The 6,798-nt window shown below is 69.8% G+C and carries 10 protein-coding genes and 2 pseudogenes; 7 read left to right on the top strand and 5 right to left on the bottom strand.

All coding sequences use genetic code 11. The features are described from left to right. Positions 1–291: pseudogene (locus tag I53_RS22560) on the bottom strand (DUF1150 family protein); the annotation flags it as partial. 98 nt (positions 292–389) lie between these two features. Further along, on the bottom strand, positions 390–818 hold the full coding sequence (locus I53_RS22555; protein ID WP_012320108.1) for an Hsp20 family protein: 429 nt from the start codon (positions 816–818) through the stop codon (positions 390–392). A 407-nt stretch (positions 819–1,225) separates the two neighbouring features. On the opposite strand from I53_RS22555, the gene I53_RS22550 reads away from it, so the two are divergent. The 7 genes and pseudogenes from I53_RS22550 to I53_RS22520 all read left to right on the top strand — a co-directional run bounded on the left by I53_RS22550 (position 1,226) and on the right by I53_RS22520 (position 5,517). Further along, on the top strand, positions 1,226–1,717 hold the full coding sequence (locus I53_RS22550) for a hypothetical protein (RefSeq protein WP_170861845.1): 492 nt from the start codon (positions 1,226–1,228) through the stop codon (positions 1,715–1,717). A gap of 74 nt (positions 1,718–1,791) precedes the next feature. Beyond that, the gene (locus I53_RS22545) at positions 1,792–2,265 is read left to right on the top strand and encodes a hypothetical protein (RefSeq protein WP_043354914.1); all 474 of its coding nucleotides are present in this window, start codon (positions 1,792–1,794) and stop codon (positions 2,263–2,265) included. A gap of 132 nt (positions 2,266–2,397) precedes the next feature. Next, the gene (locus tag I53_RS22540; protein ID WP_043354911.1) at positions 2,398–3,087 is read left to right on the top strand and encodes a MotA/TolQ/ExbB proton channel family protein; all 690 of its coding nucleotides are present in this window, start codon (positions 2,398–2,400) and stop codon (positions 3,085–3,087) included. 53 nt (positions 3,088–3,140) lie between these two features. Then, on the top strand, positions 3,141–3,623 hold the full coding sequence (locus tag I53_RS22535; protein ID WP_043354910.1) for an ExbD/TolR family protein: 483 nt from the start codon (positions 3,141–3,143) through the stop codon (positions 3,621–3,623). Positions 3,624–3,627: 4 nt separating this feature from the next. After that, entirely contained in the window at positions 3,628–4,623 is a 996-nt protein-coding gene (locus I53_RS22530) for an energy transducer TonB (protein WP_043354908.1), read from the top strand. A 299-nt stretch (positions 4,624–4,922) separates the two neighbouring features. Continuing rightward, positions 4,923–5,252, top strand: a complete 330-nt coding sequence (locus I53_RS30580; protein WP_051044989.1) for a hypothetical protein — start codon at positions 4,923–4,925, stop codon at positions 5,250–5,252. A 6-nt stretch (positions 5,253–5,258) separates the two neighbouring features. Then, a pseudogene (locus I53_RS22520) lies at positions 5,259–5,517 on the top strand (BrnA antitoxin family protein). 31 nt (positions 5,518–5,548) lie between these two features. Here the strand turns inward: I53_RS22520 and I53_RS22515 are convergent. The 3 genes from I53_RS22515 to I53_RS22505 all read right to left on the bottom strand — a co-directional run. Further along, positions 5,549–6,055: a YaiI/YqxD family protein gene (locus I53_RS22515; RefSeq protein ID WP_043354907.1), complete on the bottom strand. Its 507-nt coding sequence runs from the start codon at positions 6,053–6,055 to the stop codon at positions 5,549–5,551. Then, positions 6,052–6,255 carry a hypothetical protein gene (locus I53_RS22510; protein WP_043354906.1) on the bottom strand — a complete coding sequence of 68 codons (204 nt, stop codon included), beginning with the start codon at positions 6,253–6,255 and terminating at the stop codon, positions 6,052–6,054. The genes I53_RS22515 and I53_RS22510 overlap by 4 nt, the downstream gene beginning before the upstream one ends. After that, a partial coding sequence (locus I53_RS22505; protein ID WP_043354904.1) for an adenylate/guanylate cyclase domain-containing protein occupies positions 6,255–6,798 on the bottom strand: 544 nt, incomplete at its 5' end. The genes I53_RS22510 and I53_RS22505, both read right to left, overlap by 1 nt.

The raw sequence follows: 6,798 nt of genomic DNA, 5'->3' as shown, positions 1-6,798 counted from the left end.
GGACGGCAGTGGAGGCTGACCGGCTGCAGGTCCTGCGCGACCGCCTTCTGCCAGGACGACGTCCCGCGAATCGGCGAGCATGATCGGTGCGCCACTCGCCGAGAGCAGGGCAAACAGATCGAGGCCTGGCAACAGCTCGGGCGCCTGTGGGAAGAAACGGCGGACCTCGTCGGACCGGATGGGCCGGACATAGGCGATGTGACCCTCGCCCAAGGCCGCGAGATCGGCGGGCGCAAAATCGGCCGGGTCGAGATCGGCCGGGGTCAACGGAGACGGGTTCAGATTGGTCATCAAAGCCCTCCTGGGGTGGCAGAGCGTCCGCCGCCGATCCTGAAGGCTTCGGCGGCTCCTTACTGATGTGGGGATCCGCGCCGTCCAATCAATCGGTCTCAGCCGCGGGCGCCGATATCGATCTTGCGCACGATGCGGTCCGGTTCCGGACGGACCAGATCGATCGACAGCAGGCCGTTGGCGAGGTCGGCCCCGAGGACCTCCATGCCGTCGGCGAGGAGGAAGGCCCGCTGGAACTGGCGCGCCGCAATGCCGCGGTGAAGAAAGTGCCTCTCGCGCTCGTCGACCTGGCGACCGCGCACGACGAGCTGGCTCTCCTCCAGCATGACGTCCAACTGGTCGCGGGTGAAGCCGGCGACCGCCAGCGTGATGCGCAGGCGCTCGGGCTCGCTCTCAGTGCGGGGCAGCCGCTCGATGTTGTAGGGTGGATAGCCGTCATTGGCGGCCTTTGAGACGCGGTCGAGAGCCTGTTCGATCTCGTCGAAGCCGAGCAGGAACGGGTGCCCGAAGGGCGAAGATCGGGTCATCGCGGCCATCATCCAGAAAGCGAGGCCTCCGACCCCGGGATCCGCCGCAATCCCGGGATGCCTGAGCACCTCGTCGACAGGGAGCCCACCGAAGTAGCGCTCCGCCGGACGAGACGTCGCCGGCAACAACGAGATATGGCCAAGGCCGTCCGGGCCATCAAGGGAGGCCGCGGGTTTCGTCCGGACGGCGAGGTCCGATCCAATCCAGGATAATTAGGCAAAAATTACCGGGACGCATAGGCAAAGACGTGAACGGCCACGCTTTCCTCTAACAGTTTGGAACTGCTCTGATTTTCTCGCTGGGCCTTGATCCGGGCGGCCGGCCTGGATACTGCCGCGAAAGAAGATGATCCGACCATGACGGTCGGTCTATGCAAGTTGTCCTGCGACGCGAGGCACCGCAGTCCATGAGCGCGCCCCTGACCCGGACTGATCATGCGGCGATGCGGCGCGTCGCCGATATCTGCGGCGATGAGGCTGATATCCTGGCCCTGTCGGTGGCCCGTTTCGTGGCCGCCGGCTACATGACCAGCGACGTCGCCTGCTGGAACGCGGCCTTCGACGGCGCCGAGCAGCTGCTCGGGCCGACCGAAGGCTGCCGCTTCGTCGCCTGTGTGGTCGCGATCATCCGGGCACTCCGGGCGGAGCGCGACGGCGACTGGTCGTTCATGCCGGCGAGTTGCTGCCGCGTGACCGGTCACGAATGCGCCCTGGTGACGCTGATCAACCGGGGGCGTCAGCGCCTCTGGACGGATCTGGAGGCGGCCGCCGCCGAGATCACCGGACGGGAGGCGGCGCCCCGCCTCGTGGCGGCGGTCCGCGCGGCCGTCGGGCCGCTGGATGCGGCGGCCCAACGCCTCGCCCCGGCCTCCTGCCCCGCCGGCGCGGTGCTTCACTGATCCGGCCCCCAACCCGCCCGGCCGGCGCGGCGCGAAACGCCGGCCGGCAGACACTTGAAAAGGACTTGGTCACGGTGATTGCCCTGCGCGCCCCCCTGTACCGTCGGCGGATCGGGCGTATCGCCCTCGACACGGCGGCCTGCTTCGCGCTCTCGGCGCTCCTCGTGGTATCGGCCCTGGCGCAGGATGCCGCGGAGAAGTCCGCGCCGATCAAGCTGCAGCTCAACAAGGTCGAGACTGCGGGCGAGGCCTGCCGGATCACCATGGTGATCGACAACAAGGGGCCCGGCCTGAAATCCTACAAGGTGGATCTCTTCGCCTTCGACCCGGAGGGCGTCGCGCAGAAGCGTGTCGCGGTGGAGCTCGGTCCGCTGCCGCCGAAGAAGACCACCGTCAAGATCTTCGACTTCCCCGGCATCGCCTGCAACAAGGTCGGGCGCGTCCTGTTGAACGACGTCCTGGCCTGCGACGGCGGTGATTCCGCGCGCGAGGCCTGCCTCGAGCGGACCGAGACCGACAGCAAGGCCGGCCTCCCGTTCGACCGCTGATGCGGATGGTTTGACGGTCGATCAGACCAAACCGCCCGGCGGCGAGGGTCGCCGGGCGGCCTGCGGCTTTCGCCGCACCCCGAGATGACGGCGGCGCAAGGCCGCGTGAGACCAAGACGCCAGGAGCCCGCGATGGACCCGACACAAGCGCCGATCGAGGCGGCCCACGACTTCTCCTTCCTCGGTCTGTTCCTGCAGGCCGACCCGATCGTGAAGGGCGTGATGATCCTGCTGGTGATCGCCTCGATCGCCTGCTGGACGGTGGTGTTCGAGAAGATCATCCGGCTGGCCGCCGCCCGGCGTCAGGCCAAGGCCTTCGCCACGCTGGTCCGCTCCGGCGGCAGCCTCGACGGCGAGCATCGCGGCATCGCCGGCCACGTGGTGAAGGCGGCCATCGACGCGTGGCGCGATCAGGATTCCTCCGAGACCCGGGCCGAGCGCCGCGACCGGATCGAGCGGGCGATGAAGGGCGCCCTCACCCTCGAGGTGAAGCGCCTGCGCACCGGCCTGTCGCTGCTGGCGACTTCGGGCTCGACGGCCCCGTTCGTCGGGCTGTTCGGCACCGTCTGGGGCATCATGAACTCGTTCTCGTCGATCGCCCGGAGCCAGGACACGTCGCTGGCCGTGGTGGCCCCGGGCATCGCGGAGGCGCTGTTCGCCACGGCGATCGGTCTCGTCGTCGCGATCCCGGCGGTGATGGCCTACAACAAGCTGTCGAGCGACGTGAGCGGCATCCAGAGCACCTTCTCGTCCTACATCTCGGTTCTGGGCAACCGTCTCGCGCGCGACCGCGCCGGCGCCCATCGGGCGGCTGCCGAATAGAGCCGCCGCGCCCGCCCGCACAGAACCGAACGTAACGGTACCGGAGACGCCCCATGGCGATGGGATCCCTTCGCGCGAACGACGACGACGACCTCGACGACATGCCGATGTCAGACATCAACGTCACGCCGATGGTCGACGTGATGCTCGTGCTCCTGATCATCTTCATGGTCGCCGCACCGCTGATGACCACCGGCGTGCCGGTCCAGCTGCCGAAGACGGCGGCCCCCAAAGTCGCGCAGTCGAAGAAGCCCGCGGAGGTGACGGTCGACAAGGACGGCAACCCGTCCATCGCCAAGGAGGTGTTCACGATGGACAGCATCGTGCCGCGCCTGCGCGAGATGGCGGCTGCCGACAAGGATCAGGTCATCCTCGTGCGCGGCGACCGTGACGTGCCCTACGGCAAGGTGATGGAGGTGATGGGCCTCGTCGGCCAGGCCGGCTTCACCAAGGTGTCGCTGATCGCGCAGTCGCCCGGCGGCGCCGCTCCGGCAGCGGCCGCCGCTCCGGCCGCCTCCGCAGGGACCGCGCGCTGAACCGATGAGCACCTTCACGTCGACGGATCTGCCGGTCGGGGCCGGCGAGCGCCGCCCGTCCGGGCTGGTCGCCGCCTTCCTGGTCGCCCTCGGGCTGCATGCGCTTGCGTTGGCCGCGATGATGTTCCTGCGGCTGGCCCCGCCCGCGCCGCCCGGCGAGCAGCAGATCACCGTCGACCTCGCGCCGCTCATGACGGATGCGACCACCGAAGCTCCGGCGGAGCAGCAGATGAGCCAGGAGGCCCCGCCGGAGACGAAGCCGGTGGACGCGCCGCCCGACGAGGCCGTCCAGCCCCCGCCGCCGACCGAGATGACCGAGGTCAAGCCGGAGGACACCCAGCCGGTCGAAGCGCCGGCGGAGGCGCAGCCGGTCGAGGCGCAGAACCAAGTGATCACCTCCACGTCGGAGGCGGCCGAGCCGCTGGCGGCGCCGCCCACCGAGGTCGCCAAGACCGAGGAACCGCCGAAGCCCACACCCGACCCCGCCAAGCTCAAGGCGGAACGGGAGGCCAAGCTGCGGAAGATCCGCGAGGAGAAGCTCCGCGAGCAGAAGCGCGAAGAGGCGCGTCAGGAGCGCCTGGAGGAGATCCGCGAGGCGAAAGCCAAGGCCGCGCGCGAGGCGAAGGCGCGTGAGGCCAAGGCCCGGGCGGGCGCCGAGCGGAGTTCGGCCTCGGCCTCGCGTCAGAATGCAGTCGGCCGGGCCGCCGCAGGCAACGATCCGAGCGCCATGCGGCAATGGCAGGGCGCGATCAGCGCAGCGATCCACAGCCGGATGAACGTGAACGCGGCCGTCGGAACCGGGGGCGGGACCGCGGTGGTGCGCTTCACCGTGATGCGCTCGGGCCAGGTGACGGGCGCGGGCCTGGCCCGCTCAAGCGGGATCGGCCAGATCGACAGCGCCGCCCTCGCGGCGGTGCGCGGCAGCATGCCGGCGGCGCCGCCCGGTGTCACGCTGTCGAACCTGACGGTCTCCATCCCGCTTCGGTTCGGCGTGCGCTGATCAAACGACGATCGGGGTCGACATCTCTCGTCAGAACGCGGACCCGGGCCGCATGGACAGGTGGACCCGCACGAAGGGTGTGCGCGGTCAGTCCCGACCGTCGATCCGGATTCGCCATCGGCGTCGCGGGCATGCTAAAGCCTTCGCGAAGCTGCTCTCCTTGCGCGCCTGACGGCGGTGCGGGAGGGCGAATGATCCGGCCTTGCCCTCCGCCCGTCGAACAGGCCGGACCCGCTCAGACACCGTCTCGCGCAGGATGCGTCGGGTCGGATCCGTCGAGCCGGGGTGAAAGGGACAGGATGAGCGACGAGACTGAGTTTGACCTCGACGAGGTGAATGCCGTCCGCGACGCGGAAGCGGAAGCGAAGACGCGCGCCGAGAATCGCGCCGAGCGTGCGGAACGTGCGGAGCGCATGGCGCGCGAAGGCGCCCAGGCGATGGCGGAGCATCACGCGGCCATCAAGGCTGTGGACGAGCGGACGCTTCGGCTGCGCTCGCTGCGCCTCGCCAAGGAGGCCGCAGACGCGCAGGCCAAGGCGGCCGAGAAGGAAGCCAAGGCGGCCGCCAAAGGCACCGCGAAGAAGGCCGTGAAGAAGGCGGCACCGAAGAAGACGACCGCGAAGGATTAGGGGTCGATGGCCGAGGACCGCAACCGCCGCGTTCACCGATCCGCGCGCGACCGCCGAGGCGGCTTTCCGGGCCGCCACGACCCCGAAGCCGGCTGCCCCACCGCCGCAACCGGCCGCACGGCCGACGACGATCCCCGGCTCGCGGGAGGTGGTGAGCTTGCGTCTCGACAGCGCCGTGCTCGCGCATTTCCAGAAGGACGGGCCGGGCTGGCAGGACCGCATTAACGAGGCGCTCAGAAGCCTCGTACCGGCGGACGACGCCTGAATCGTCCATTTGATCGGAGGGCGGCCGGGTCTCAGCCCGGCTTCGGCCGGTCACGCAGGATCCGGTTCACCGCCCGGTCAAGGGCGGACAGAAAGGCCGATCGGTCTGCGCGCGAGAACGGCTTCGGCCCGCCCGTGATGGTTCCGGCTTCGCGCAACGATTGCATCAGGTCGCGTGTGGCGAGCGCGAGGCCGATCCCGGACTCGCTGAACGGCTTACCGGTGAAGGCCAGAACCGTGGCGCCGGCTTTCACGCAGCGCGCAGCCAGCGGAACGTCGGCGGTGAGCACGATGCTCCCGGGCCCCGCCCGCGCGGCGATCCAGTCATCGGCGGCGTCGAGTTCCGAACCGACCACCACGCGCTCGATCCAGGGCTCGCGCGGGAGGTTCAGCACGCTGTTGGCGACGACGTGGACGGTGAGGCCGTAGCGTGCGGCCACCCGATAGGTCTCGTCCTTCACCGGGCATGCATCGGCGTCGAGATAGATCGCCGGGCCGGTCGGGGTGGCACGCGTCGGGTCGCTCGTGGCAGCGCTCATGACCGGGGCACGACCTTCGAGATGAAGCCCGCCAAAATTAGAAGCACACCCAGGCCGAACTGCCAGCGCTCGATATCGCCGCCCACCGACAGCACGATGGCGCGGCCGAAGACCACGACCCCGATCAGCGGCAGGCCAAAACGGAGCGCCATCTTGACGGCGATCAGGGTGTTGGCGCGGGCGGCGCTCTCACGGGCCATCAGCGGGCGACCGCAGCGCGGCGCGGCGCCAGATCCGCCACGGCGGCACTCTCGACAGGACCACGCTCCAGCGTCGCCACGGACAACGGCGCGCCACGGCCGCGGAGGGCATGGGCGCCGAGAGAGCGCGCCCGGACGCCGGCTGGCAGGCGCGGAAGACGGCCGAGGAGATCCTGCGAGATCAGGATGCCGACCCCGAGCGGGCGGCACAGGGCCTCGATCCGCGACGTGACGTTCACGGCGTCGCCGAAATACGCGATCTTGTGGCGGTCGACTCCGACTTCGGCCGTGACCACCGAGCCGCCATGCAGCGCCGCCCGCAGCCGCGGCACCGTCCCGAATCGGGTGGTCCAGGCCGCGGCATCCGCCTCGATCCGGTCGAGCACGTCGAACAGGCAGGTGATGCAGCGCGCGTCCTTGAGGCCGCGGGCCATCGGCCAGGTCACCATGGCGAGATCGCCGACATAGTCGTCCACGGATCCGCCGTTGCGCCGCACCGGCTCGGCCAGCGTCGCGAACACGGCCCCGAGATACTCCTGGCGC

This window comes from Methylobacterium sp. B1 (genome assembly GCF_000333255.1).
Classification (GTDB): domain Bacteria; phylum Pseudomonadota; class Alphaproteobacteria; order Rhizobiales; family Beijerinckiaceae; genus Methylobacterium; species Methylobacterium fujisawaense.
Note: the sequence above shows the minus strand (reverse complement) of the source record. Positions and strands in the feature narration are given on the sequence as shown.